Annotated in this window: 20 protein-coding genes; 12 read left to right on the top strand and 8 right to left on the bottom strand. The window is 41.4% G+C overall.

Annotated elements, in window-relative coordinates; translation table 11 throughout:
- Positions 1-568 precede the first annotated feature (568 nt).
- On the top strand, positions 569-1741 hold the full coding sequence (locus I8751_RS20150) for a ligand-binding sensor domain-containing protein (protein WP_214440889.1): 1173 nt from the start codon (positions 569-571) through the stop codon (positions 1739-1741).
- 112 nt (positions 1742-1853) lie between these two features.
- Positions 1854-2624, top strand: a complete 771-nt coding sequence (panB, locus tag I8751_RS20145) for a 3-methyl-2-oxobutanoate hydroxymethyltransferase (protein WP_214440888.1) — start codon at positions 1854-1856, stop codon at positions 2622-2624.
- Between the two features lie 78 nt (positions 2625-2702).
- Here the strand turns inward: panB and I8751_RS20140 are convergent, their stop codons facing one another.
- Positions 2703-3389 carry an HAD family hydrolase gene (locus I8751_RS20140; RefSeq protein ID WP_214440887.1) on the bottom strand — a complete coding sequence of 229 codons (687 nt, stop codon included), beginning with the start codon at positions 3387-3389 and terminating at the stop codon, positions 2703-2705.
- Positions 3390-3571: 182 nt separating this feature from the next.
- Between I8751_RS20140 and I8751_RS20135 the strand changes: the two genes are divergently transcribed.
- Positions 3572-4690 carry an alkene reductase gene (locus I8751_RS20135; RefSeq protein ID WP_214440886.1) on the top strand — a complete coding sequence of 373 codons (1119 nt, stop codon included), beginning with the start codon at positions 3572-3574 and terminating at the stop codon, positions 4688-4690.
- An 814-nt stretch (positions 4691-5504) separates the two neighbouring features.
- Positions 5505-5717 (top strand): hypothetical protein, encoded by a 213-nt coding sequence (locus I8751_RS20130; RefSeq protein WP_214440949.1) that lies wholly within the window; start codon positions 5505-5507, stop codon positions 5715-5717.
- A gap of 547 nt (positions 5718-6264) precedes the next feature.
- On the opposite strand, the gene I8751_RS20125 is transcribed toward I8751_RS20130, so the two are convergent.
- Positions 6265-7179: a DNA-methyltransferase gene (locus I8751_RS20125; protein ID WP_214440885.1), complete on the bottom strand. Its 915-nt coding sequence runs from the start codon at positions 7177-7179 to the stop codon at positions 6265-6267.
- Between the two features lie 916 nt (positions 7180-8095).
- On the opposite strand from I8751_RS20125, the gene I8751_RS20120 reads away from it, so the two are divergent.
- The 3 genes from I8751_RS20120 (at position 8096) to I8751_RS20110 (ending at position 14312) form a co-directional block, all read left to right on the top strand.
- On the top strand, positions 8096-8710 hold the full coding sequence (locus I8751_RS20120) for a cysteine hydrolase family protein (protein ID WP_214440884.1): 615 nt from the start codon (positions 8096-8098) through the stop codon (positions 8708-8710).
- Positions 8711-8962: 252 nt separating this feature from the next.
- Complete coding sequence (locus I8751_RS20115) at positions 8963-10396, top strand: PAS domain-containing sensor histidine kinase (RefSeq protein ID WP_214440883.1); 1434 nt, start codon at positions 8963-8965, stop codon at positions 10394-10396.
- Between the two features lie 133 nt (positions 10397-10529).
- Positions 10530-14312 carry a carbamoyltransferase C-terminal domain-containing protein gene (locus tag I8751_RS20110; RefSeq protein ID WP_225894277.1) on the top strand — a complete coding sequence of 1261 codons (3783 nt, stop codon included), beginning with the start codon at positions 10530-10532 and terminating at the stop codon, positions 14310-14312.
- 142 nt (positions 14313-14454) lie between these two features.
- Here I8751_RS20110 and I8751_RS20105 read toward each other — a convergent pair whose 3' ends face one another.
- Positions 14455-15177: an SDR family NAD(P)-dependent oxidoreductase gene (locus tag I8751_RS20105; RefSeq protein WP_196508587.1), complete on the bottom strand. Its 723-nt coding sequence runs from the start codon at positions 15175-15177 to the stop codon at positions 14455-14457.
- A 58-nt stretch (positions 15178-15235) separates the two neighbouring features.
- Positions 15236-15991 (bottom strand): glucose 1-dehydrogenase, encoded by a 756-nt coding sequence (locus I8751_RS20100; RefSeq protein WP_214440881.1) that lies wholly within the window; start codon positions 15989-15991, stop codon positions 15236-15238.
- Between the two features lie 90 nt (positions 15992-16081).
- Here I8751_RS20100 and I8751_RS20095 point away from each other — a divergent pair, with 90 nt between their 5' ends.
- Complete coding sequence (locus I8751_RS20095) at positions 16082-16450, top strand: winged helix-turn-helix transcriptional regulator (RefSeq protein WP_214440880.1); 369 nt, start codon at positions 16082-16084, stop codon at positions 16448-16450.
- A 144-nt stretch (positions 16451-16594) separates the two neighbouring features.
- Here the strand turns inward: I8751_RS20095 and aspS are convergent, their stop codons facing one another.
- Positions 16595-18382 carry an aspartate--tRNA ligase gene (gene aspS, locus I8751_RS20090; RefSeq protein WP_214440879.1) on the bottom strand — a complete coding sequence of 596 codons (1788 nt, stop codon included), beginning with the start codon at positions 18380-18382 and terminating at the stop codon, positions 16595-16597.
- 179 nt (positions 18383-18561) lie between these two features.
- Entirely contained in the window at positions 18562-20787 is a 2226-nt protein-coding gene (locus I8751_RS20085; RefSeq protein ID WP_214440878.1) for an FdhF/YdeP family oxidoreductase, read from the bottom strand.
- A gap of 201 nt (positions 20788-20988) precedes the next feature.
- Here I8751_RS20085 and I8751_RS20080 point away from each other — a divergent pair, with 201 nt between their 5' ends.
- From I8751_RS20080 to psb28, 4 genes are all read left to right on the top strand, one after another.
- Positions 20989-21360, top strand: coding sequence for a zinc ribbon domain-containing protein (locus I8751_RS20080; RefSeq protein ID WP_214440877.1), 372 nt, complete (start codon positions 20989-20991; stop codon positions 21358-21360).
- Between the two features lie 104 nt (positions 21361-21464).
- Positions 21465-22205 (top strand): RNA methyltransferase, encoded by a 741-nt coding sequence (locus I8751_RS20075; protein WP_214440876.1) that lies wholly within the window; start codon positions 21465-21467, stop codon positions 22203-22205.
- Between the two features lie 173 nt (positions 22206-22378).
- Complete coding sequence (locus I8751_RS20070) at positions 22379-23884, top strand: serine hydrolase (protein WP_214440875.1); 1506 nt, start codon at positions 22379-22381, stop codon at positions 23882-23884.
- 21 nt (positions 23885-23905) lie between these two features.
- A complete protein-coding gene (psb28, locus tag I8751_RS20065) occupies positions 23906-24271 on the top strand; it encodes a photosystem II reaction center protein Psb28 (RefSeq protein ID WP_214440874.1) in 366 nt (121 codons plus the stop codon).
- Positions 24272-24416: 145 nt separating this feature from the next.
- Here psb28 and dprA read toward each other — a convergent pair whose 3' ends face one another.
- The gene (gene dprA / locus I8751_RS20060) at positions 24417-25310 is read right to left on the bottom strand and encodes a DNA-processing protein DprA (protein ID WP_225894275.1); all 894 of its coding nucleotides are present in this window, start codon (positions 25308-25310) and stop codon (positions 24417-24419) included.
- On the bottom strand, positions 25282-25806 hold the full coding sequence (locus I8751_RS20055; protein WP_318780350.1) for an IS630 family transposase: 525 nt from the start codon (positions 25804-25806) through the stop codon (positions 25282-25284). Before I8751_RS20055 ends, dprA begins: the two co-directional genes overlap by 29 nt.
- Positions 25807-25909: the final 103 nt, after the last annotated feature.

Raw genomic sequence — 25909 nt, 5'->3', positions numbered from 1 at the left:
TTAAAAACCAATCTCTTGCAGGCTTGCTTGATTTTCAGTCTAAAGATAGTGTATTGGCTTACTATTAAGAACAAGTTTTCCGATTTTTAAGGTTTCAGAAGTTTTTGGTTAAGGTTTAATGTATTTAAAAAATAAATATTCCTATTACGCCTAGAATTATCTATGTAATATGCCAAAATAAATAATATACTGTAAAAATTAGTATATTTAAAAATTAAAAAATTTATTCATGATGATTTTGTGTATGTAAATTAGCCACTATAATTCATAGTGATTATTTACAGTATTTTATAAAAAAATTGATCCTCAAATTAATATAGCCAAAACTTTTCTTGGAGGCTATTTATAAACACAACATTAAGTAGGCGAGACAAAAAGCGGCGTGGATGTTCCTCCGGCTTTATTGCCGTTGTGTTACGGCACAAGTAGAGCAAAAAATTTTCTCAAAAGTGCGATCTACTGAAATTAGGGGAACACTGAAATCAAGTCAAAGCCTATTGAGGCATTGGCTATTCATAAGAGGGATAAGGAAGCAGTGTTTAGCGGATAAGGAAAATTCTTTCACGCTATGCACTTCCAAACCTACAAGAAAAATGTTTTCAAAGGAAATGCCACCGTGAAATTATTTCACCAGCCTACTAGTTTATTGATGACTTCTATGTTGCTGGGGTTGATAGCTCTGCCAAGTCTTGGCATTGCGATCGCTGCAAATTCGGCAATTGCCCAAAACATTGATAATGGTGTTCCACCAGCAAAAACCCCTGATATCAAACCATCTGAATTAACCCCTTCTTATCCAGCTGCTGCACCGCCGCCGCGAGTAGATCCTTTACCTGATAATAGGGGAATCGAAGAACAAGAGATAAACACAGATTATCGTGTTAGCAATTTGTTGGGAGATTTTGCAGGTAATCTCTGGGTAGGTTCTTGGCGAGGGCTATCGCGGATTGACCCCAACACGGGTAAGATTTTAGCTCGTGTGAGTTTACCGAATGTCGCCATTGGTGCTTTAGCTCAAGACAAAGTGGGGCATTTATGGGTGGGGACTTATGAAGGGCTGAAGCGAGTAGACCCCCGCACTAGTGAAATTACAGCGCAGAATTTATTTTTGCCTTCCAAACGAGTTTTATCGCTGCTGCTTGACAAGCGGGGTTACTTATGGACTGGAACCGATAATGGTTTAGCTCTCATTAGTCCTGATCAAGGTTTAATTATGACGACAGTCAAAAATTTGCCTGGTGTTAGTGCCAACACTTTGACTTTGGATGCTGAAGGTCAACTGTGGGTAGGTACTCTTGATGGACTGGTACGGGTTAATACTGCCAACGCTTTCATTATGAAGCGAATCGATGATTTGCCAGGGACAACCGTGCAAGCTTTAGCTATCAGTCCCGAAGGATTAATTTGGGCCGGAATGCCGAATAATTTGCTAGTAATTAATCCAAAAACTGGTGCAGTACTGCGGTCTGTGACTCGTTTACGAGGTCGAAACGTGACAGCCGTCCGTTTTGCCCAAGATGGTAGTGTTTGGGTCGGAACTCACAATGGTTTGTTACGATTAAATCCAAATACAGGAGCTGTATTAGACGAAGTTGCTGGACTTCCTTCTAGTCGAGTTCTTGCCCTTGTACCCGACATCGGTCATAAATTGTGGATTGGTACTAGTGAAGGTCTGGCTTGGTTAATGCCCAAAATGGGCAATGCAAAACCCCATCTTGCTTTTAGTCGCGCTGTAAAGTAGGGATTAGGGATTAGGGATTAGGGATTAAGGTAGATAAAAGAGAAATAATAGCCTCTAGTCTCTAGCCCCTAGCCTCTATTCCCTAGCTAGCCCATAGCCTCTACTTAAAAAAATGGCAGTCACTACCCAGCAATTACTTCAATGGAAACAACAAGGGCGCTCAATCGTAGCATTGACAGCCTGGGATTATGCGATCGCCCAAATCCTCGATGCCAGTGGTGTAGACTTAATCCTGGTCGGAGACTCGATGGCAGCAGTGTTAGGGTATGAAACAACACTGCCAATTACTTTAGAAGAAATGCTGCTTCATGCTAAAGCTGTGCGCCGTGGTGTGAAACATGCTTTGATAGTTGTAGATTTGCCATTTTTGACTTATCAAGAAAGTCTGCAACAAGCGATGCACTCAGCGGGAAGAGTGTTGAAAGAAACAGGCGCTCAAGCGGTTAAGCTGGAAGGCGGCTATCCAGCGATGGTAGAAACTGTGATGCGTTTGGTGCAAGCAGGAATTCCGGTCATGGGTCATGTAGGTTTGACACCGCAATCTGTGCATCAACTTGGTTTGCGACAACAAGGTAAGACAGAAGTAGCTGGAGAAAGGATTTTACAAGAAGCGATCGCACTTGAACAAGCAGGTGTATTTGCGATCGTTTTAGAGCATATACCTGCAAATTTGGCAACGCAGATTACACAAAAACTTACCATTCCGACAATCGGGATTGGTGCAGGAAATTATTGCGATGGTCAAGTATTAGTAACTTCTGATGTACTTGGTTTAACAGAAAAACAGCCCCCCTTTGCTAAAGTTTATACAAATCTGCGAGAAACAATTACCAAAGCTGTACAAAGTTATGCCACAGAAGTGCGAGAACGAAAGTTTCCATAATTGGTTTTGCAAAAGTTAAGGCACCAGACGTGATAAATTGCCCTCTTTACGAAGGACTGATTCTTGTAAAGTCTTGGCCTAAATACCTAAAACCTGCTTTGCATTGGGAGCCAAAACAGAAGAGTCATAATGGCGTAGCAAATCATCTGGATCATCGTAAATTGCCAGCGCTCCCGATAGTTGCTCATCACTAAAACCACCACAGCGCATAGCAATCACCCTTACTCCCGCTTTACCGGCAGACTCAATATCGTAAGGTGTATCTCCCAACATCACTACTTTGTCGGGTGTAATTTGTGCCTTCTTTAAAGCAGCTTCTATGATATCAGGAGCAGGTTTAGATGCTTGGGCATCATCAGACGATGTTACTTCTTTAAGTAAATCATCTACTTGAGCAACTTTGAGCAAAATATCAAGTTCTTCATGACTAGCCGAACTTGCAACCACTAAATGCAATCCAGATTCTTGCATTTTGAAGACCAATTCTCTACTACCAGGAGCGCCAACTAGCTGCGGACTAAACTTGTTGAGGATGAGTTCTTTACGTCTAGCAGCGATCGCTTTTCCGGTTCCTTCTTTACTATTGAGTTCTGGTACTAATTTGGGAATGACATGATCTCCACCCATACCCATAAGTGGTCTAACTTGCTCAAATGGTACTTCATAACCATATTTTGCAAACGTTTCAATCCAGGCTTGAGCATGAGCATCATTACTCAAAACTAAAGTTCCATCAATATCTAAAATCACTACCTCAACTGCCATCCAAAACCTCTGTTAATGTTTTATGTCTTTGGCAATGATGGCATGATGAGCATGTTGGTTCATCGTCCAATCAGGGTAGAACAGAGTTATAGATTTTACCGATTTCCAATTTAATGAGCCAAGGCAAACTGCAAATCTTCAAGTTATGTAAAAGTAATAGTGCAAACATCTAACCATCAAATATGACTACTCAAACAGTATCGCCAACCTTGCTTAGTTCATTTCAACTGGGGGATTTAAAACTGAAAAATCGAGTAGTTATGGCTCCTATGACGCGATCGCGCGCAGGTGAAGCACGTATGCCTAACGCCCTAATGGCAGAGTATTACGCTCAGCGGTCTAGTTCTGGGTTAATAATTACAGAAGCGACAGTGATCTCCATCCAAGCCAATGGCTGGCAAAATACGCCTGGAATTTATAACCAAGAACAAACCGCAGCCTGGAAGCAGGTTGTAGATGCTGTTCACGCCAAAGGAACACCAATTTTTCTGCAACTATGGCACTGTGGACGAGCATCCCACAGCAGTTTTCAGGAGAATGGTCAATTACCAGTTGCACCATCCGCTATCAAACTGAATGGAGAATATATTCACACACCTATTGGCAAACAACCTTACGAAACTCCCCGCGCTCTAGAGACCGATGAAGTCCCGCTGATTGTGGAGGATTATCGCAGGGCGGCTGAACAAGCAAAAATAGCTGGTTTTGATGGTGTAGAAATTCATGCTGCTAATGGTTATTTAATTGATGAATTTCTGCAATCCAAAACAAACCATCGCAATGATCAGTGGGGAGGAAATGTTGAAAATCGCTACCGTTTTCTTAAGGAAATTGTAGAGGCAATACTAACAGTTTTGCCATCTAATCGGGTTGCAGTTCGCCTGTCTCCGAACGGTTCTTATAATGACATGGGGTCAGAAGATTACCGTGAGACTTTTCTCTATGTTGCTGGGCAATTAAATTCTTACAATCTGGCTTATCTTCACTTGATGGATGGGCTAGCCTTTGGCTTTCACGACTTAGGAGAACCTATGACATTAGCAGATTTCCGTGAAGTATTCGCTGGGACAATTATGAGCAATTGTGGATATACCCAAGAGCAAGCAGAAGATGCAATTACCAAAGGTTTAGCCGATTTAGTTGCTTTTGGTCGACCTTTTATTAGTAATCCCGATTTAGTTGAGCGTTTTGCTCATAACTGGCCACTCAACTCTTCAGCCGAAATTAAAGACTGGTATTCCTTTGAGCCAGAAGGATATATCGACTTCCCCACCTATCAAGAATCTCAAACTGTTTCCTAAGAATTTACATTTTGATTTTAGGCATAGGGCATAGGAAATATTTAGTTACCAATGCTCTATGCCTCAATACTGTTCAGTTAAGTATTTGTAACTTGAAATTGGACTTGGGGAAAAGTTATTGGGTAAGGGTTAAAGGTTTTTCTTTTCCCTTGAACCCTTCCCCTTTCTCCCTTAACCGAAAGGTATTGCTCTATGCCTCTATCTAGGTTCTATGAACTAAAAAAATCACTCATTGAGCCAGTTAGGCGTATAACAGAGTAAAAGCACCTCAATTAGTCTTTACACAAGGATTCAGAAGAAACTAATGCAATGTCGATGAAACCACAACTGACAATCTGAACCATACAGTTATTTCCATAGCTGGAAATTTCATTTGTTGTCTGAGACTACAAACTTCGTTTACAATGCATTTGATTTAACTCAGTGTACGAAAATTGACAATCAAAAATCTAATAAATACGGCAAAAACTCTTAGATAGTCTGCGCGTATTTAGACGGCAGAGTGTCAAAATAGTCTCAACTTTAAGTAGTTTTATATGCCTTTTTCTAGCGATCGCTCTCCTCAATAACTCTATTTTGACAAGGTTGTGAAATATTCCTATACCAAGTATCTGTGTCTTGTTATTAATATGGATGCATTAGTTCATACCAGCAACAGTAAATTTTTCATCCAATTTATCTAGCTGGTAACAAAAATATGCGCTTTGGTGAGTAAAAAAAATATATAGCAGTCTGATTTAATTTCTGATAAATTGAATCTTATTAATTATAGAAGAGCTTTGTTATAAGTGCTAAGATTTAGGCGAAGTCATTAATATTTACCTATTATTCTGTGGCTAGAGCTAGTACGGCAATTGGTGTTAGTCCAATTATTAAGGAGATTGTGCAAAAACAGGCACATTCGACACGTTTGACCTTGAAAGAAGTGATTCTCATGGGAATGTTAGCAATTGACAAACTAGATGATCAAAGCCGTCAAGAGTTAGCAGATCAAGTTCATCAAATGCAAGTTAATGGAGAGATTTGAGTAAGTAGTTAGGAGTTATGAGTTATAAATTTTATTAACTCACTCTTAGAAGATGTTTTAAAAGTATTGGGTTAATACAATTCGCTACTACACAAACGATGCCCCTTTGGGTGACGCTCCTAAAGGTCACTCGAAGTCAACTATGCCGTTGACATTCGCGTAGCGTGTTGCAAGACAAGCCTCTCAAGAGAAGACTTTACACTGCGCTAACGCAGTCGCCTGCTGCCACTTTCATCAATGGGAGAAACCCTCCAAAGTTGCCACAACACGGCTGCATTTCCTACCCTACCCTGCGGGAACCCTCTTCTCCTGCTGAAACGCTAACGCGTAGCTTGCTCAAGCGAAGGGGTACGAGGGAACTGGAACGCCAAGGGCAAACAAGTCGGGCATTTCCGCACAAGGCACTTCTCTGCGGGACGCAAACACAGTGCTATCATTAACAAAAAATGAATAAATTTAAACCTGTATAGGCGGTTTTGTCTGTGTAGGCACGACTTTTAGTTGCCCAGGCGAGTTATAAATTAGACCTTACAAACATCCTTTTAAGTTAGTCTAAGTATTGACTAAATCGGTAACGACTTCCCACAAGATAATTTTCATTAATTTCAAAAGATATCCATCGGCGCTCCAGAGTTTCAGCAACAAATCCAGTTGTGTTAGAACCTGCAAATGGATCTAAAACTAGATCTCCTTCATCAGTTAAAAATTTGATAAAAAATTCGGCAAAATCTTGGGGAAAACGTGCTGGATGGGGTTTAATTGCTGCTGCTTTGCAGCGACGTAAATAAGCACTATTTGATTCAGTATTAGCAATTTCTAAGACATTTGGTGGAATTGCGCCTTGGTTATCTTTTTGGAATTTCTCAGAAATATTATGTCCACTAGGACGTATTTTAGCTTTATAACCATTCTTGAGTAGTTGCTTCATACTGTGGCTATATGGCTTTAAAACTTTTCTATTATCTGCTTTAGGGTTGGGTGTTTTCGATAACCACCACACTACATTTACAGAATCTTTTACACGAATCCGTCTGATTGTTACCCACTCTGCCGGAGTAGGCAATCGAGCCGGATTATAGTGATAAAATTCTTGGGCAAGAAAAAAGCCCACTTCCTTACACAATCTCACTAAAAGCTCATATTGATAAATACTCCGCACCGGATTACCAGGAAGATAAGCACCTCCTAAATCTAAAATAAATGAACCATTATCAGCTAGTACTCTTTTAAATTCATAAGCAAAAGGTAGAAACCATTCAATATATTTTTCCGCACTTTCATTGCCATACTCTTTTTTACGTGTTAGAGCAAATGGAGGTGAGGTTAGAATTAAATTAATACTATTTTCATCAATTAATTTAATGAGTTCAAAACTATCACCCCAGTAGGCTACTCCATATTTTTGAGTATAGTAAGGAGGAAAACTAATTTCTTGTTGTGATTTTGTTTTTTCTTCTGGCAAAAGTTATAAGGGATTGGATATTTTATCGGATTTATATTTATAACTTATTTTAAGTATAAAAGTTTCAATGTTTTTGAAAATTAATATAACAGCCAATTATAAAATTGTAAAAAATCCATTTCATATATACCAAAACCTCAAAAGCTGAGTTTTTTGGCTTTGAGTGCTTGTTACTCAAGTTTTAGGCGATCGCTTTTGACAAGTTGTTTGAAAAGTGGTTGGCTGTGGCTTTAAGCACTTATATTGCTCCCCCTAGCCTACGCCAGTCGCTCCACTTGGAGAGGCAGCGCCTTGGTGTTAGCGCTTGAGGCGACTGGCGTAAGACCCCAGACGCTTGAGGAGATAACCAGTAAAGTCATTGTAATCGCTCTAAAGATTATTTTTGTATTTCTGTTTTCACGCATCGTTATTCGAGTTATGCTTCACCATATTTATTTTCAAATATTTTAGCCACAAAATAAGCAAATAAATAAAAACTAGTACAACCAACATTAGCAATCAAGCTAGCTAATGCTAAAACCTAAATAAGTAGTATTCAAAATCGAAAGTTTGTATATAGCAATTCTTGAGAAAAGCATAACTGTTACATACTGAATTTATTCATAAGCGCTAAAGAAAAATCTTCACCCATTTCTGTGTAGTTTTTTTTATTCACTCATAGGATATGACTTTAGCGCCATACATTCAACTCAACTTTGTAGAAACTTAATACAACCATTACCGAACTTCAAAGAAATTACTGATTTAGGTTATAGGAGACAATTAGTAAAATCTTACTGATAGCGACTGGCAGCGTTTTATTATTGACTACACAAACAATCAATGTAGCAATTAATACATTTAATGGCTAGTTACCAATATGATGAAAATAAGCAAACCAATTTTTTTGTTTTACATTAACCTCATAAATGCACTCATGGAATCTCAAACAACAGCACTTATTCTCATTGGATATCAAAATGACTACTTTTCACCAAATGGTATTTTATATGGAGTAGTTGAAGAATCATCCAAGGTTACAAATGTAATATCAAACACAGTTCATCTTCTTCAACATCTTGCCTCTACACCTGCATTAATCGTCACGACTCCTATATTTTTTACACCTAACTATGAAGAATTAATAGAGCCGATTGGTATCCTTAAAACTATCAAAGAAGTAAATGCTTTCCAGATGGGAACTCCAGGCTCAGAGACAATTGAAGAATTATACTCCTTCCAAGACAGAATTCAGGAGATACCTGGTAAGCGAGGATTTAATGCATTCATCAATACAAATTTAGGTGAAGTTCTTAAACAACGAAAAATCACAGATGTGGTTCTAGCAGGTGCTGTTACATCTATATGTATTGATTCTACAGGCAGATCTGCTCATGAAAAAGGCTACCACGTGACAATTTTATCTGATTGTACTTCAGCTCGTACTGTGTTTGAGCAAGAGTTTTACTGTGGCAATATTTTTCCGCTTTATGCAGAGGTAATGACTCACATAGAACTACTTAGGCGGCTAGAGCTAACAGTTACCGCATAAAATTAAATTGATCACAGGATAATTTTTTCTAACAATAATGTTTTTAAACGTGACTTTATTCGCATAATAATCACGTTAAATTATTGCGTTTTTTTATTGAATGAAGTATGTCTCGGACATAAACATATTACTCTAAACCAGCATGGATAGCTGTTGATTTTTAAAATCAGGGGCAATTTAGAGAAAGTGTTTTGGCATGATAGCGAGAGAGCATTCAATTACACCTGTCATATCATCCAAATAAAAACGTTTATGAAATCAGATTTTTTAGCTGAAAATGAACTGCATACGCAGATCCAGTATCGTTTAATTGAGCAAATATCCGAATCAGAACGACGTTACCGAGAATTAGTTGAGAATCTACGCGAAATTGTATTTAAGTGTGATAAAGCAGGTAATATAACTCTTTTGAATAAAGCTTGGACACTTACTTTAGGATATAGCGCGCCAGAATGTTTGAACCGCCCTATAGATGACTATCTCCATGCTGAAGATCGACAGCGCTGGCTAAATTTTCTGACTCAAATGGATACCCAACAAGATCTTGCGTGTTGGGAATTACGATTTCATCATAAAAATGCAGAGATCATCTGGTTAGAGTTATCAGCTCGTTCCGAAGCTCAGGGAGAAATTTGTGGTTCTTTAACAAATATTACTGATCGAAAGCGGACACAAGCGGCTCTCAAAGAGGCCAACGAAGCATTACAAATGCGAATTGAACAGCTGCGCGTTGAGAATCGGGAACGTAAGCAAACAGAAGCAACACTTTTGGAATCAAAAGAGCAGTTGAAGCAGCAAAAACAACAATTAGAAGCAACTTTAGAAGAACTTAAACAAACCCAAGCCAAACTGCTTCATGCAGAAAAAATGTCGAGTCTAGGACAGTTAGTTGCTGGAATTGCCCATGAAATTAATAACCCGGTTAACTTTATTTACGGCAATATTATTCATGCAAATGCATATATTAAAGATTTACTAGATTTAATCAGTCTCTATGACCAACATTATACTGAAGCAGTACCAGATATTCAGGAAAAAATTCGGAAAATAGATCTAAATTTCCTGCTATCTGACCTACCAAAAATCATCTTCTCTATGGAAATGGGGGCAGAGCGAATTCGTGAAATTGTCCTATCACTTCGCAATTTTTCTCGCCTAGATGAAGCAGAGATCAAACCTGTGGATATCCATGAAGGAATTAATAGTACTTTAATGATTTTACAAAGTCGTCTGAAGGGAGTAAATAACCATATTCAGGTGATTAAAGAATACAGTAAATTGCCATTGGTAGAGTGCTATGCCGGACAACTGAATCAGGTGTTTATGAATTTGTTGAGCAATGCAATTGATGCAATTAGGACTCGCTGTATCAGTGAGACAATCAATAGAGAAAATCCAGAATTATGCTGCTTTACACCCATGATTCGGATTTACACCGAAGCCGTTGGTGATCATTGTGTGGTGATTCGGATTATTGACAATGGTACTGGCATGAGCGAAGAAACTAGAAAGCGAATTTTTGATCCATTCTTTAGCACAAAACCCGTGGGTAAAGGTACAGGTTTAGGGCTTTCTATTAGTTACCAAATAGTTGTAGAGAAACATGGCGGGGTGTTGGAGTGTGCTTCAGAGTTAGAGCAGGGAACAGAATTCTTGATGAAATTGCCGATCGCGCTTTTACATTAAAACCTAATTTTACCCAGGTAGGGAGTAAAAACCATTCACTTTACTCCTGATGGCAATTTAATCAACATTTTTTGTTGGGAATGGTTAAACAGAAATATTCGCTTTAGCAGTTATGGAGTGAGGAGGTATGGAAATGACACAATACCACATGGGAATGAATTTAGGACATGAACGTTCAGTTGCGATCGCCAAGGATGGTGAAATTGTAGTCGCAATTGAGCAAGAACGACTTGATCGCCACAAATATAGCCCTGGCTATATGCTTCATGCTCCTGGTGTGGCTGCACAAATGCAAATTCCGGCAGAAGCCATGCGTTACTGTTTGGATGCCTGCAACATCACCCTGAGTGATTTAGCAACAATTACCGCTAACATGCCTGGTCATGACTGTGCCCCCGACATTTTGCGTCGAGTATTACCTGCTGAAATTATAGATAAGGTGATGCGAATTCCCAGCCATCACTTGGCTCATGCTTACTCAGCTTACTGGCCTTCAGGATTTGACCAAGCGCTGATCTTAGCGGTGGATGCAACAGGTAGCACTACCTCTGCTCATTGCACAGAATCTTATACCCTCTATGAAGGCAGAGGCCAAACAATTACCACACTACATAGTGAGATGGTTGCAGCTCACTTGGCTCAACTCTCTACCCTCGGCTTTGTTTATGAGTACATCACGCGCAAGGCTGGGTTTGTGACTCAAGTCGGAGACAAGATTCAGCACGCAGAGGCAGGAAAACTCATGGGTTTAGCGCCCTTTGGGAAAAATCAGCCTAATTGGCATTCTTGGATTCAAACAACAGAAGAGTCTTTTAGCCTGAAAATTTCTGCCTACGATATTTTTTTGGAAGTAGCCGCACTAGAAAAACGCTATGACAACAAAGAAGGCAAACCTTATCTTCGTCCTTATCTAGTTGACTTGGCTTATAAAGTCCAAAAAGAACTAGAGCAAGCATTGCTGCATATTGTCAGTCTGGCAATTAAGCGAACTGGACTGAAAAAGCTCTGTATTGCTGGTGGCGTGGGCTTAAATTCTGTTGCCAACTACGAATTATTACGGCAACTCCAACTGGATGATATCTTTATTTTTCCAGCAGCAGGCGATAGTGGGATAGCGGCTGGTTGTGCCTTATGGGCATACAATACCCTAGGCGGCGGACAAAAGCGAGTATCCCTAACTAAGGCAACCCTTGGCCGCCATTATGGCTCAAAGCAAATCTCTCAAGCAATTCGACACTTTCAAGATTCAGTCGAGGTCGAGGAATTAACACCAGATGAGATGATTACTCGTACTGCTCAAGTATTGGGACAAGGCAGTATTGTTGCTCGCTTTGAAGGCGGTGCAGAGTATGGGCCACGAGCGTTAGGACATCGGTCGATCATGGCTGACCCTACCTTTAAACGGATGAAAGATATTCTGAATATGAGGGTCAAGTTTCGTGAAGCATTTCGTCCCTTCGCACCAGTCATTCCCCTAGAAGCCGTTTCCCAAGTGTTTGAGCAACAGGTTGCATCACCTTTTATGCTCCTCGTACCGCCAATCAAAGCTGAATTTCAGGAACTACTGCCAGCTATTACCCATGTTGATGGTACAGGACGGGTGCAAACAGTAACCGATCAGGCAAATCCCTACTTTTATAGACTTTGCTACAAACTAGTAGAAGAACGACAGGGGCCGCCTGTATTACTCAATACCAGCTTTAATGTCGCAGGACAACCGATTGTCGAAACTCCCCTAGAGGCGATCGCAACTTTTTTGGGAACAGATATTGATTATTTAGCGATCGAGAACGTCTGGATCTCCAAACGACATGTTCCTGTTCGTAGCTATGAAGATCACTTAGCAAAAGTTGGTGATATTACTCTTCCTCATGGACTTCCCTCTGATGTCCCCGATGTTACTGATTTAATGGCAAAGCTTGATCGAGCATTATTTTTTGACCAAACCGTTGATTGCCCCTGGTCTTTTGAAGAGTTACAAATATTGTCTGCTGAAGGCGCTCAATACAAAGAAACAAGTGTACTCTTTCCGGAAACTCCCTTTTACAATTCCTTGCAGACCAAGCTTTCTAGCGATGTAATTCTGCTACTCAATCCTCTTAGTAAATCTACGCTGGTTGATCTCAAACAACAAGTACGCTCCTCAAACTACACCTTTGCAGAACTTCAGCTATTGCTAGCGGTTCTGAATGCATCTGATAGTTCCCTGGAACAAATGCGAGTCGATTTGTGTTTGACTAACTTGGAATTTACACAAAAAATTGCATGGGCAACCCAACAGCTCCAGATTTACAGATTAGAACCTGCGTATCCCTACCTTAAACCATTACCTCAAGATTCATCTTTACCCCCAGCATCAAACCAAACCTTTGCACCTTTTGAGAGTGAAAACTTCTCTGCCCGATGTATTCTACGCAACCTATATGAATGTCTACAGCAAGCAGGCTACAACGAATCTAATATTTGTCAATTGCTAGGCGTAACATCACAGCAACAAATTGAGCCGACATATCTACACTATTACGATCGCTATCGACTACCCCAATCCATATTGGGAGACTTGATTCGTCTATTCCTACTGCGGGGAGTACTGAAACAAGCCAGACTACAAGAAATTTTTGGTAATGAATTATTCTCAACCCTATGTAGCTTGGGTATGTTGATTCATTGCGGCGAAGATTGGAAATCACGAGTTGATTTATTTGCTGTCGCGGGGTTGTATCTAGCTACAGATCATCGTTACATGATTCTGGCAGAAGATCACTTTGATGAGGATGCTGTGATGTACGTAGGCATGGATAGTATGGGATTAGTTTACACTGCTCCCCAATATCTAGCAAATCGAGTTTTGGATCTCTGTTGTGGTAGTGGCATTCAAAGCTTAGTAGCCAGTCGTTATGCCAAAGAAGTCGTGGGAGTTGATATTAACCCAAGAGCAATTCGTTTTGCCAGGTTTAACGCTCAACTCAATGGAGTATCTAATACTCAATTTTATCTGGGCAATCTTTACGAAGCAGTCTCTGGTAACTTCGATACGATTCTGGCAAATCCTCCCTTTGTTCCCAGTCCTAATGAACAATGTCGCTTCCGAGATGGAGGTGAAGACGGTGAAGAGATTTTGGCTCGGATCATTTCTGAGAGTGCCAAAAATCTTACACCTGATGGCAGGCTGTTTATTGTTACAGATCTGGTAAATCTCCAAGAGTATGAGTCTAAACTAGAACGCTGGTGGCAAGGAGGACTTGCCCACAAATTAGTTCTCAGTACTGCCGATCGCAATGATATTCTGTTCTCAGTTCCCCACTGTCATACGGCTTTTAATCAAACCTTGGAGCAATACAATATTGAGTTAGATCAGTGGCTCCAGAACTTCCATACTAAAGGTTTACAAGCGGTTAACTTTGGATATATTCTCATCTGTCGAGTCAATGCTACTCATACAAGCTCCTATTACAGCCGTACCATCCACAATCCTCATCAGCCAATTCACCAGCAAGTGCAGAAGTATTTCCAGCAACGGCAATTACTAGAAGCACAGCAAATCCATAATTACTTTCTGGCGTTGTCTCCTGATTTACGATTCCGATTAGAGACTAGTCCCAAAACTGGAGAGCGTCAAATTGAATTGTTTTCTGCAAATAACCCTTATTTCACTACTTATCCTATTAGTGAGCAAATGTATCGTCTTTTGCAGGATGTCAATCAATGTCAGCCTACATGGGCAGCCTATGCAACGGCAATTAACCAAGATTGGCTCTATGAATTGATTTACAAAGGTATCCTGTATTTAACGCCTGAAGCTCCCAATATTAAACGAAATCGGCGATTAAATGATCCACCCCCCACAGAAGGATTGAAAATTGAAGAGTTAGAAACTAAAACAACTCCAACTTGTGTCTCATCTTATCTACGCTAGTAGCACTTCTCTATGGGACTTCCAAGCAATAATTATGTAGTTAAGTATTTTATTTTTTGGAAGTCCCTTAAGAAAAGGTGTAATCTTTTATGTTTGCAAAGTGTATGTAGGTAGAGTAGCCACTCTAGGTGCAACTTTATCGTTAAGTTGCAGGCTTTTCATACAAGCGTAGGAGACTACTATTCACCATAGATGCTGCGTCAGAAGCAAGCCAAGCTGTAAATTCGCCAATGTCATCAGCAGTAATCCAGGTAGGTTGACTGCGCTCTTTGCTGCTGCGAGTTGCCACCCAGCTATGAACAATGACTTCATTAATTCGGATAGTACTACCTTTATTTTCCTGCATCAACACCTGAGCTAACATCAACTGTCCAGCAGCAGAAATGCTCACAGGGCTAACATTGGGAATCGGTACTTCGGCTGCGGCTCCTCCAATCAAGGTATAGCTAGCACCTTTGCGTTCTTGAAGAATAGGTAGAAAGGTACGGGCGGCGATGAAGTGACTCGTTAAATTACTATCTAAATATTGTTGCCATTCTGCGATTGAGACTTCAGTCAAAGGTCTGTTACCAAACCACCAGCCGCCAAGGGAAGCAACCACAGCATCAAGCCTTCCAAATTGTTTAAGCAGTTGGTCACGAATACTTTCGGCACTATCAATTTGACCAATTTCTCCCACAATGGGAATAAAGCGATCGCCTTGTGCAAGTTCACCTAAATAAGTGCGTAGTTCTTCTAGTTTTTCGACTTTACGGGACGGCACAGCTACTATGGCACCTGCTTTGAGAAATGCTCTCACAATGCCTTCTCCTACATTGCCTGCACCACCAAGAATTAATGCAACTTTGTTCTCTAGTTGACTCATGATTGCTCCTGCATCTATTGTTTTTACGAAAACGCACATTGAGAAAGTAAAGCAGTGATCACGCCGCCAGTAATCCGCCATCCACAGCCAGGGTATGTCCATTGACAAAATTGGTAGCATCAGAAGACAACCAGATCACAGCATTAGCAATGTCATCGGGTTTGCCCAAACGTCCGGCGGGAACAAAATTCTCAAAAGCTTTGGTATTACCGCCAGTCGCCTGACTGAGCATTTCCGTTTCAATTGGCCCTGGTGCGATCGCATTTATCCGAATTTTTTGTGAGGCATATTCTAGGGCTGCGGCTTTTGTCAGCATCACCACAGCTGTTTTAGAGGCATCATAAATCGATAAGCCAGGTGCTAAAGGACGAAAACCATTGATGGAGGATGTATTGACAATTGCTCCACCATTACCTTGAGCCAACATCTGGGTAATTTCATGCTTCATACAGAGAAAAACTCCCTTGACATTGACTCCAAAAACCCGGTCATAAGTTTGCTCTGTTTGCTCTGCCAGCAAGGCATTTTCACCCAGCAACCCCGCATTATTAAAGGCGATATCAAGCCTACCAAACTTATTGACAACAGCGGCAATGGTTGCTTCTATGTCTGCTTCTTGAGAGACATCAGCTTTCACAAATAAACCTTCACTTCCTACCTGATGAATCAAGCTGACGGTTTCACTGCCTTCTTCTTCTCGTCGTCCGACTACAACAACTTTGGCACCTGCATGAGCAAAAGCGATCGCAGTAGTCCGCCCAATTCCAGAAGTACCACCAGTAACAAGGGCAACTTTGTTTTCTAACGGTTTCATCCAAATCTCTCCATTTTCGCTAACTAAAGCAGTGTGCCTGATTTGGGTTCTTCTTTACAAGAAGGAACTTTCTGGTGATATAGTTACCTCATGGTTCCCAACAATAAGCAAATACTCCTGGGTGCAAACTGTCCTATGCGGCAGATGCTGGATTTAGTAGGAGATAAATGGACACCGCCAGTACTCTATCTCCTATCTTCTGGTACTAAGCGATATACTGATTTTCAACGTCGAATTCCTGGAATATCAAAAAAAATGCTGACACAAACCCTAAGAAGGTTGGAGTCAGCTGGTGTTGTTAATCGAACTGTGTATCCAATTGTGCCGCCCAAAGTGGAATATAACCTGACTCCCTTTGGTGAAAAGTTGATTGAACCGATTGCAGGTTTGGCAGAGTGGGCTTGGCAAAACCAAGAAGAGTTGAAGCTGATTTACGAACGTCAGAAATTGAAAGTTTGAAGCTTTTCAAAACGGATTCAGGAGCGATTTGAAAACCCAACACTTTCGCTCTACTTTCAATACTGTTTGGTTAAGGCACCAGATGCAACAAATCGCCGTCTCTACGAAGGACTGATTATTGTAAAGACGGCGGTTTACCAGTTCCTAAGACTTTGGTTTATGAATCGAAGCAACATGCAACTCTTTCAACTGCTTAACATCTACACCAGAAGGTGCATCTGTCAGCAAACAACGGGCTTGTTGTGTCTTCGGAAAAGCAATGACATCTCGAATGGATTCTTCCCCAGCTAGCAACATTACCAAACGATCTAAACCATAGGCAATGCCACCATGAGGCGGTGTACCATATTCAAATGCTTCTAAAAGAAAGCCAAATTTACTTTGTGCTTCTTCGGGAGACAACCCTATAGCTTCAAACACCTGTTCTTGAATTTCCCGCTGATAAATCCGCAGGCTACCGCCGCCAACTTCAAAACCATTAAAAACTAAGTCGTAAGCTTGGGCGCGTGCAGACTTTAAGTCATGTAAATCATCAGGATGTGGTGCAGTGAAGGGGTGATGCAATGCTTCAAGGCGTTTTTCGTCAGCATTCCACTCGAACATCGGGAAATCTGTAATCCACAGCAAGTTGATTTTCTCTGGATCAATTAATCCAAATTCTCTAGCAACCACTTGCCGTAGTCTATCTAAGGTTTTATTTACAGTAGCAGCATCACCAGCTCCAAATAGTAGCAAATGACCAGGTTTTGCACCTGTACGACTGAAAATTTCTTGTTTTTGTGCTTCGCTGAGGTTATCTTTAATTGCGCCAATGGTATCAATTTCACCATCTTCTCTGACGCGAATGAAAGCTAAACCTTTGGCACCCGCTTCATTGGCTTCTTTAAATAAGTCACCACCTGGTTTGATGCGGACATTAGAAATTGCCTCATTACCGTTGGGAATTGGCAGAATTTTGACGATTCCACCATTAGCAACAGCATCTCGAAAAACTTTGAAACCAGAGTCTTTTAAGATATCTGAAACATTAACTAGTTCTAAACCGTAGCGAGTATCTGGTTTATCGCTACCGTAGCGTTCTATTGCATCGGCGTAGGTGAGATGCGGAAAAGGATGGTGTAACTCTATGCCTTTAACGGTTTTGAAGATATGAGCAACTAACTTTTCATTTAGTTCAATAATTTCTTCTTGAGACATGAAGCTCATTTCCATGTCTAACTGAGTAAATTCTGGTTGTCTGTCGGCGCGTAAATCTTCATCGCGGAAGCAACGGGCAATTTGATAATAGCGATCGCACCCAGATACCATCAAAATTTGTTTAAATAATTGGGGTGATTGTGGCAGTGCAAACCATTCACCAGGGTTAACACGACTGGGGAGAATATAATCTCTAGCACCTTCTGGGGTAGAACGGGTCAGTATGGGGGTTTCGACTTCAATGAAACCTTCCAAATCTTCTAAATAGCGACGCATGGCTTTGACGACTTGATGACGCAATTGCATGTTGTTCGCCATGCGTTCACGTCGCAAATCCAAATAACGATATTTCAGCCGCAAATCTTCCCGGACATTTTCGGTATCAGCGGTGGAAACTTGGAAAGGTAACTGCTTGCGAACGCCATTGAGCAGGACAATTTTATCAGCGTAGATTTCCACTCCGCCTGTGGGGATGCGGGAATTTAAGGATTCTTCGGGACGTTGCGTTACCCTACCAGTGATTTCAACAACGTATTCATTGCGTAGGGCATTTGCCTGTTCGTAGGAGTCTGGGGTGCGTTGGGGATCGCTGACAATTTGGAGGATTCCTGAGCGATCGCGTAAATCTAAAAATATCACGCCCCCATGATCGCGGCGACGGTCTACCCATCCGTATAAGGTAACAGTGTCTCCAATATGTGATTTTCGGAGTTCGCCGCAATAGTGAGTTCGCATAGGTATTAGTTGTGTTCTTCCGGGCTAGATTGGCAAATAAATGTCAAAGCTTTCCCATTATCTAGCATCAATAGTAATTGTAGTAGTTCTGGTTCAAGAAAAAATGCAATAATCTCACAAGCTTTTTTATTTACGCTACGCGGGTCAGTTGTTAGTTGTCAGTTGTCAGTTGTCAGTGGTTAGCTTTGTCTTTCTAGGCGGACTATGGCGTTATAGTCTGGCACACCTTCGAGCGATCGCTTATTTTTATGTAGGAGTATATTCCCTTCTGGCCAATGTACTTGCAAGTTGCCTGACTGAATTGGGGCAAGGTAAACTTCCCCTGACAACTCGCCTAATTCATTTTTAAGCACTATGCGATCGCCATTTTTTAAGCCCAACTTAGCGGCATCCTCAGCATTAATTAATACCGCTTCGCGCATTGCGCCAGTAATTGCATCCTTGCGTTCTTGCACCATACTATTAAACTGTTTGCCCCGGCGTGTTGCTAGTAAAAAACAGCCTTCTGGTAATTCTTTTTGGCGTGGCGACAAAACCCCAAAGTGGGCTTTACCGTCGGGTGTGGTGAAATTCCAGCCAAAGCACAAATGTGAGCCGCCATACTGAAACTGGTCTCCTGCTACTTTCAAGTTTTGTATCCCAGCGTATTGGGGAATGACTTGGGCAATCTCTTGGCGCATCGCAGCTGTATCGGCAAAACTCAGTTTTTCTATCAAATCTGGTCGCACTCGTCTAGCCAATTCCATAAATACCTCCCACTCTGGACGCGCCTCACCAATGCGCGGCCCAGGAATTTCGGGACTGAAAATCACTCGGCGTTCGGTATTAGTTTCTGTAACTCCTCCTGGTATTTCGTAGCGAGTAGTAGCGGGTAACAGTACTACTGTTTCGGCAGGTTCCACTAGCATCTGGCTAGAAAGAACAATATCTATATGAACTCGCAATGGTATTTGCTTCAGCGCGTCTTCCACATAATCTGGTTCTGGGAGTACTTCTAAGAAATTTCCTCCCACGGAACACAATACGTCTAATTGCCCTTGATGTGCTGCATCAATCATTTCTGGTGCAATTAAACCTTGACTTGCAGGTACTTCAAAGCCCCAAAGCTGGCTCAAATAATTAGCATTTTCTGGAATTATAGGTTTACCACCAGGGAATACAGTGGCATAACATCCCATCTCTGCACCACCTTGTACCCCAGAATGGCCGCGAATGGGCATCAAGCCGCAGCCTTCTCGCCCGACAAAACCTTTGGTTAGAGCTAAGTTAATAATACTTCGGACGTTATCTTCGCCGCACTCGTGTTGAGTAATACCCATACTCCAAACAAATACGGCATTCTTAGCTTCTTTAACCATTTTGGCAAAGGCGTGCATTTCATAACGAGAAGCGCCAGAAAGTCGCTCTAATTCCTCCCAAGATTGGCTTTCTAAAGATGCCTTGAGTTCTTCAAAACCAGTGGTGTGGCGATTAATAAAAGACTGGTCTACCCAGCCGTAGGCAATCATATTTTTAATTGTGCCATTCAAAAATGCCATATCCCCACCCGCATTTACCAAGAAGAAATCTTCAGCAAATTTGGTACCAAAAATGGCACTTTCGACAATTGAAGGAACCCAATACCGTTCCATTCCTGGTTCGCGGTAAGTGTTAATGACGACAATTTTAGTGCCTGCTTTTTTAGCGTAATGAAGATACTTAACAGTGACAGGTTGATTATTGGCAACATTAGAACCAATGAATACTAATAAATCTGTGCCAATCCAGTCTTTATAAGAACAAGTAGTAGCACCTACACCGAGAGCAGCCTTCAATCCTGCTGTGCTGGGAGAATGACAAATCCGGGCAGCATTATCAATATTATTACATCCCATAGCCCGTACAGCTTTTTGAGTAGCATAGTAAGTTTCGTTGACAGTACCGCGACTGGTAATGTAAAAACTGAGACGATCTGGTGTGGTAGCTTGGATGCGATCGCTAATTACTTCTAGAGCTTGATCCCAGCTGATGCGGCGAAAGCCTTTTTCCCCTCGTTCCCTAATCATTGGGTAAGGAAGTCTTCCCAAGTCACGTAATTGAGCGCTTTTTTGCTGTTGCAACTGGGAGACATCCGCCAAGAGTAGCGGGTCAAAAGCTGGCATTGTATTCATCCGCAACAACCGCAGCCGGACATTGCACAGATGTATACCATCTAACGTCCAATCTTTCATCCCCGTTGTTCCTAGGGCGCAACCGTCGCAGACACCCTGATTGAGGATATTCCAAGTGTATGGTAGTTGGCCACGAGACAACCAAATTGCCCGAAATACTTCCCAATAGTTGTTGGGGTACTGTTCGCCAATACCGAAAGGCTTCCAACTCGCCCAGTGCTGAGGTGTCCAATATTTCTTGGGTTTAGGCAACATAAAGACGTTTATGACTCAATCAAACTCCCACTTTAAGGCTACAGTTTTGAGTAGTATTTGAGCAGAAAAAATTAGAAGTCTGGACACTCGGCATTGATTATCTTGTGGATAATAATACGCGATCGCTGTTGCGCTCTACAAAAACTAGAGTTAGCTGACAAGAGCTAAAATCAATAATGTTTACCTATTTACGCTTAGGTTGTGGCTACAACATCTTGTCCTCGCTGCCATCAACTCGTTGATAATCAGGCTATTACCTGTCCATATTGCCGTACAACGCTCAAAGCTTATGGGCATCCTGGCATTCCGTTGCACCGTGCTATGGGGGATGAGTATTTGTGCGAAAGCTGCACCTACCATGCTGATAACACTTGTAACTTTCCTCAACGTCCATACGCTAAGGACTGTACTTTATATGACAATCTTGATCAGAGCCAGTTAAATTTGGAACAACAGCATTACACCAGCAACTTGGGTACAACTGTCAAAAGCTGGATAAAACGCAATCAAGCTTTGGTGCTAGTACTAGCTTTATTATGTGTGTGTTTGCTCATAGCTCTGTCGACATCATGACAAAAATCTGGGCGATCGCCAACAGTTACAATAAAAACATATAAAAATATTTTGTTTGCGACAAAATGCCAAAATATTTTTTGGTGTGATAGTAGGAGGCAAAAATGGGATTGGCTGGGTTAAGAATTGTGTTGGTAGAGCCAGCTGGCCCCATAAATGTTGGATCGATCGCCAGAGCAATGAAAAATTTTGGCTTACAACAATTAGTTTTAGTCAATCCTCAATGCGATCGCTTATCGGTAGAAGCTTTAAGAATGGCAGTTCATGCCAAAGAAATTTTAGAATCTGCCGTGATCGTCGCCACATTACCAGAAGCATTACAAGGATGTGTACGGGCGGTCGCTACCACTGCTCGTGTACGTGATTGGGAAGCACCTTTAGAAAATCCTCGCACAGCCTTACCCTGGTTAATCGAACAACCCACCCAACCCGCAGCACTGATTTTTGGCAGAGAAGACCGGGGATTAAGCAATGAAGAATTAAATTACGCCCAGCGGTTTATTCGCATTCCTACAAGTGAAAGTTATGCATCCTTGAATTTAGCTACTGCGGTGGCAATCTGCTGTTATGAACTAGCACAATATGCAGAATCACCTGAAATCCAGACCCCACAAGAAACCGAATTGGCACCTTTGGAACTTGTAGAATCGTACTACCAACAATTAGAATCACTACTACTGAATATTGGATATCTGTATCCCCATACGGCAGCCAGTCGTATGGAAAAATTCCGGCAAATTTATAATCGTACTCACCTCCAAACCAAGGAGGTTACGATGCTGTTAGGAATTTTGCGACAGGTAGAATGGGCACTTAAAACCCCTAGAAAAGATGAAAAACTATAATACATCGTTTAATATATACGCAATTATCCCCCCAAAATAGTTAATATGGCTTAAACTAAACACGAAAATGCTACCAAGTAGCAAAGGGTGATTTCCGCATCAAGCTACTTAAGCAGTGAGTTTTGGGTCGGGAGTCTGCAAGGAAAAATTCGAGTGGGTCACAAGGAGTAACAGTGTCAGAGTCAAGTGACAAACTAAGAGCTTTCTCGCGGCGTGAACCCTTAAACCGCCGCCAGCGCTCGCGTAAAGTTCAAAAAGTGGAACAGAAAAAAGTCAAAGTTCCTAATCAGCAGCGTGTTCCTGTAGAAGAAGCGGCCTTAGTACGCCTAAGCAATCATGCTAGCTCGCCTCCTGTTGCTGCTGGAACACAAAGATCAAAATCTAGGGTAGTTATGCCCACAGTTGTGAAACCAATTCCTCATGTTAAAGGCAAGGTTCCACCATTCAACAACAATATGAATTTAAAGACAGTACGGGTACAGAAGCAGCCTGTACAAAAAATAGGCAGACGAGTGTCACGCAAGACGCGGTTAAAGCCAATGGCAAGAACCCTATTGTATCTATTGCGGTTGTTAATTGTGGGAGTTGGCATGGGTGCGATTGTCGGCACTGTGCTATCTATTTTAGACCCAGCTACTCGCATGACCCCAACGTCTTCAGCGCAATCTAGCAGTAATAATATTGGGCAAGCTCAACCCCAATCTACCCCAGATGCTCAAGTTGCGGCTGCGAGTTTATATTTAACCCAAGAAATTCTACCTTTAAAAAATGTTGTGCAAAGTTTGGCGGCCACAAACTCAAGTCTCACACCTGGAGTTTTCTTAGTTGATTTAGATACTGGTGGATATGTGGATGTCAATGGCACTACCAGTTTTTCTGCTGCCAGCACCATTAAAATACCAATTTTAGTTGCCTTTTTTCAAGATGTAGATGCCGGAAAAGTTCGTCTAGACGAAATGCTCACCATGCAACAAGATATGGTGGCTGGTGGTTCTGGAAATCTGCAATACAAACCAGCTGGAACTCAGTATAACGCTTTGGAAGTCGCCACAAAAATGATTACAGTCAGCGACAACACGGCAACCAATATGCTGATTGCGCGACTAGGAGGTATAGAAGCGCTGAACCAACGTTTTCGCAGCTGGGGATTGACAACTACAATGATTCGCAATCAACTTCCAGATTTGGCAGGTACAAACACTACTAGCCCCAAAGAGTTGGCGAATTTGATGGCTATAGTTAATCAGGGTAATTTTGTGAGTATACGATCGCGCGATTTAATGCTCGATATTATGCGTCGTACGGAGAGAGACAATCTACTACCCTCTGGTTTGGAATCAGGTGCGAGAACATATCACAAAACAGGCGATATTGGCACAATGCTGGCAGATGCAGGTTTAATTGATACGCCTACTGGCAAACGCTACATAGCTGCTGTGATGGTCAAACGCCCTACTAATGACCCGCGTGCCGAAAAACTGATTAGCTCAATTTCTCGTGCGGCTTACCAACAATTAACCCAAAGTGCTGCACCAAGCAATACCACAAACACAGTGCCTATAATTGGTTATCCATCTCCTGTGATAACTCCTCCCATACCCAATAATATGGGAAATACTACGCAGATGAATAGTTATCCATCTCCTGTGATGACTCCACAATATTATCCTCCCAGATAAAGTTTGCATTCTAAACCGCTTATGGAATCTACCACCCCCTCAATCCAATTTTTTGCAGGTATTTTTGAAGAATTAAGCAATGTCAGTTTACGACGTGAAGTCCGTACTGGTAAACGCATTGTCTTGATGATTTTTAATCAATTGCAAGCTTTAGAAAGATTTAACAGTTTTACTAAGCCATCTTTGAATTCTTTGCTATTAACGGATGAAGAAGGTGAAATTAGCGTTACTCCTTCTTCTACTCGATTCATTTTCGGGGGTGATGAGGGTGATGAACTACAGCGGGTAGAGTGCAAATTTGAAGTTGAGCAAGATGAACACATGGAAAGATTCATGCGATTTATGCATCGTTATTCCGAGGCTAATGGGATGGAATATAAGGCGTAATTCGTAATTCGTAATGACGCGACGCTCCTGCGTCGCTACCGCTTCGCTATCGCGGACTCGCTAACGCTGCGCTAACGTAATTCGTAATTCATTTGCTGTAGACACGGCGGTTTATCGCGTCTCTCTCCAACCCAATACAAGGTTTTTACATTTGTCCATTTTTTTGATACCGCATTCCTGGTAATTGCGATACTAAACCCATAAGTTCTAACTGTAATAAAGCACTAGAAACTGAGCCAGCAGCCATACCTGTTTGTTGGACAACAAAATCGAAGGATAAAGCATCACAGGCGATCGCATCCATTACCTGTTGCAGTTCTGGTGATAAAGTTGGTAAAGTTAATTGTTCTGGTGTTGGAGCAGCATCAATGATATCAAGCTGTGGTACTGCTCCCAGCATTGTTAATAATTCATCTAAATCTTTGAGAATTAAAGAAGCGCCTTGGCTGAGTAACTTTAAACAACCTTGAGATGGATGATCGTCGATTCTACCTGGTAGTGCATAGACATCTCTGCCAAATTCATTTGCATAGGTAGCTGTAATTAACGCGCCAGATTTTAACGGTGCTTCCATAACCAAAATGGCACGGCTTAACCCAGCAATAATCCGGTTACGACGAGGAAAATGAGTGCGATCGGGTGGAGTTTTACCTGGATATTCACTCAAAACTAAGCCAGAACTTAAAATTTGCTTGTACAAATCTCGATTTTTATGGGGATAGATCACATCTACACCAGTCCCTAAAACTGCGATCGTCCGTCCGCCGGCTTTCATCGCGGCGAAGTGGCTTTCTGTATCAATTCCCTCCGCCATTCCCGAAACAACTGTAAAGCCATTTTTAGCCAAAGCTGTGCTAATTTGACGAGTCCAACGGATGCCATAGTCTGAGGGTTGACGTGTCCCCACAATCCCAACTAGCGGTTTTTGTCCCAGGTTTTCTTGGAGGTCAACTTCACCGCGATAGTACAAAATTGGCGCAGGACTGGGAGTTTCTAACAGTAATACCAATTCACGAAAAATTTGATTCAAATAAAGCATCAAGAATAAAATCCCAACCTGTAATAGAAGCAACGATTGATGTGTTTAATTTTTCCAAACGCCTCCAGATAAATTGTCTTAACTCATCTAAAGTTCCAAAGCTTTCCCAAGCTAAATGCCTTTTAATTTCCTCCCATAATCGCTCAATTGGATTAACTTGGGGTGTGTGTGGAGGTTGAAATAATAAAATGATATTTTCTGGTATTTGAAGATGCTGGCTAAAATGAAAAGCTCCATTATCTAACTGAATAATATGGATATCTTGGGCATAAGTGGCAGAAAATTTTTCTAAGAAAACCTGAAAACAAGCTGCATTTAAATGAGAAAATTCCCAGATGAAATACTCACCCGTTAACGGTTCTACTAATCCATATAAATAAAAATTATCTCGTTTCCATTGCATGATACCGATAGGTTTAGTCCCAAAGTTGGTAATTAATCTACCCGCTTCAGTCTTTAACCCCACACGACTTTCATCCTCACACCAATATCTAATTTTTCTTTGTTTATCTATTGGTGGTATGACATATTTCTTAATTACTTCTAGGTATCGTGGCAGTTTTTTTTAAACTCTTCTTCCGCTTCTGGCTGGTGTTTTA

Source organism: Atlanticothrix silvestris CENA357, from assembly GCF_016056295.1.
GTDB classification, from domain to species: domain Bacteria; phylum Cyanobacteriota; class Cyanobacteriia; order Cyanobacteriales; family Nostocaceae; genus Atlanticothrix; species Atlanticothrix silvestris.
This window is presented reverse-complemented; position numbering and strand designations above follow the sequence as displayed.

Bases quoted from the DNA above. Each gene is read 5' to 3' on its own strand.
- I8751_RS20140 (WP_214440887.1), bottom strand. From the start codon at position 3,389: ATGGCAGTTGAGGTAGTGATTTTAGATATTGATGGAACTTTAGTTTTG.
- I8751_RS20150 (WP_214440889.1), top strand. From the start codon at position 569: ATGCACTTCCAAACCTACAAGAAAAATGTTTTCAAAGGAAATGCCACC.
- I8751_RS20085 (WP_214440878.1), bottom strand. From the start codon at position 20,787: ATGTTGCCTAAACCCAAGAAATATTGGACACCTCAGCACTGGGCGAGT.
- I8751_RS20095 (WP_214440880.1), top strand. From the start codon at position 16,082: ATGGTTCCCAACAATAAGCAAATACTCCTGGGTGCAAACTGTCCTATG.
- I8751_RS20120 (WP_214440884.1), top strand. From the start codon at position 8,096: ATGGAATCTCAAACAACAGCACTTATTCTCATTGGATATCAAAATGAC.
- psb28 (WP_214440874.1), top strand. From the start codon at position 23,906: ATGGAATCTACCACCCCCTCAATCCAATTTTTTGCAGGTATTTTTGAA.
- aspS (WP_214440879.1), bottom strand. From the start codon at position 18,382: ATGCGAACTCACTATTGCGGCGAACTCCGAAAATCACATATTGGAGAC.
- I8751_RS20115 (WP_214440883.1), top strand. From the start codon at position 8,963: ATGAAATCAGATTTTTTAGCTGAAAATGAACTGCATACGCAGATCCAG.
- I8751_RS20110 (WP_225894277.1), top strand. From the start codon at position 10,530: ATGACACAATACCACATGGGAATGAATTTAGGACATGAACGTTCAGTT.
- I8751_RS20105 (WP_196508587.1), bottom strand. From the start codon at position 15,177: ATGAGTCAACTAGAGAACAAAGTTGCATTAATTCTTGGTGGTGCAGGC.
- I8751_RS20100 (WP_214440881.1), bottom strand. From the start codon at position 15,991: ATGAAACCGTTAGAAAACAAAGTTGCCCTTGTTACTGGTGGTACTTCT.
- I8751_RS20135 (WP_214440886.1), top strand. From the start codon at position 3,572: ATGACTACTCAAACAGTATCGCCAACCTTGCTTAGTTCATTTCAACTG.
- panB (WP_214440888.1), top strand. From the start codon at position 1,854: ATGGCAGTCACTACCCAGCAATTACTTCAATGGAAACAACAAGGGCGC.
- dprA (WP_225894275.1), bottom strand. From the start codon at position 25,310: ATGCTTTATTTGAATCAAATTTTTCGTGAATTGGTATTACTGTTAGAA.
- I8751_RS20075 (WP_214440876.1), top strand. From the start codon at position 21,465: ATGGGATTGGCTGGGTTAAGAATTGTGTTGGTAGAGCCAGCTGGCCCC.